Origin of the sequence: Micromonospora sp. CPCC 205739 (genome assembly GCF_036906795.1) — a bacterium.
In the GTDB taxonomy this organism is placed as follows: domain Bacteria; phylum Actinomycetota; class Actinomycetes; order Mycobacteriales; family Micromonosporaceae; genus Micromonospora.
Genome location: NZ_JBAKHS010000056.1, coordinates 1 through 1,291, shown reverse-complemented (window position 1 = coordinate 1,291; position 1,291 = coordinate 1). Strand labels below are relative to the sequence as shown.

The following is a 1,291-nucleotide window of genomic DNA, read 5'->3' as shown; positions in this document are numbered from 1 at the left end:
CCCTGACAGTGAGGATGTAGGAGCGGTCACCCGGCTGTCTGACCCTTGCCCTGACCGACGGTTGCTGTCCTTGGCTGGATTCGTCGACTGTCCGGGTGACCGCGCCTGCACGTCACTGGCTGGGCGTTCGTGACTTCATAGGAGCCTGTGCGAGAGGCCCCGTCACTGTCTTGTCCGCCTGCCCGGCGGGTGCGTGCCGACCCTGTTCGGTGCGAGCGAAAGGGACGACGAGTTCAGCATGGCAGCCAGGAAGCGCCCGGTCACGGGTGGGATAGACACCCACGGCAAGACTCACCACGCCGCCGCCGTTGATCAGACCGGCCGAGTACTCGGAGATCAGCAATTCGCGGCGACGCCGGCCGGCTACCGGGCGCTGCTGGCCTGGCTGCGTTCGTTCGGGCGATTGATCAAGGTGGGAGTGGAGGGCACCGGCACCTACGGCGCAGGCCTGGCCCGCTACCTGGCCGGCGAAGGCGTCGACCTGGTCGAGGTCGACCGGCCCGACCGCAAGACCCGACGCAGCAAAGGTAAGTCCGACCCGATCGACGCGATCGCCGCCGCCCGCGCGGCGGTGTCCGGGCAGGCCACTGGCACACCCAAAACCCGCACCGGACCGGTCGAGGCCATCCGCGCGCTGCGCGTGGCTCGCCGGGGCGCGGTCAAGGCCCGCACCGCCGCCCTCAACCAGCTCCACGGACTGATCACGTCGGCCCCCGAGGCCGTGCGCGCAAACCTGGCCGGACTGCCCAGGCAGGCGATGATCACCGCCTGTGCCAGCCTGACCGTCGATGAGATGGCCATGACCGACCCCGTTGAGGCGACCCGGGCAGCGCTACGCGCGGTCGCAACCCGGGTGCAGGCCCTCGACACCGAGATCGCCCTAGCCGACCGGCGGCTGCGCCCGGCGGTGGCAAAGACCGCCCCACGCCTGAACGCCCTCTACGGCGTCGGACCCGAGGTCGCGGGACAACTTCTCACCACTGCCGGTGACAACCCCGACCGGCTGCGCTCCGAAGCCGCCCTCGCTCACCTCTGCGGCGCCGCACCGATTCCCGCAAGCTCAGGGCGCACCGACCGCCACCGCCTCAACCGCGGCGGCGACCGAGCCGCCAACAACGCCCTCTACACGATCGCGTTAACCCGCATGCGCTACGACCCCCGCACCCGCGACTACGTCCAACGACGCACCAAGCAAGGCCTGGCCAAGATAGAGATCATGCGCTGCCTCAAGCGCTACATCGTCCGTGAAATCCACGCCGCACTCATGGCCGACTTCGCCGCCCTCAACACC

At 69.6% G+C, this 1,291-nt stretch carries 1 protein-coding gene; it reads left to right on the top strand.

All coding sequences use genetic code 11. The annotated features are described in order from the left end of the window. Positions 1-238: 238 nt before the first annotated feature. The coding region (locus V6U88_RS30130; protein ID WP_334458292.1) for an IS110 family transposase at positions 239-1,291 on the top strand (1,053 nt) is incomplete at its 3' end.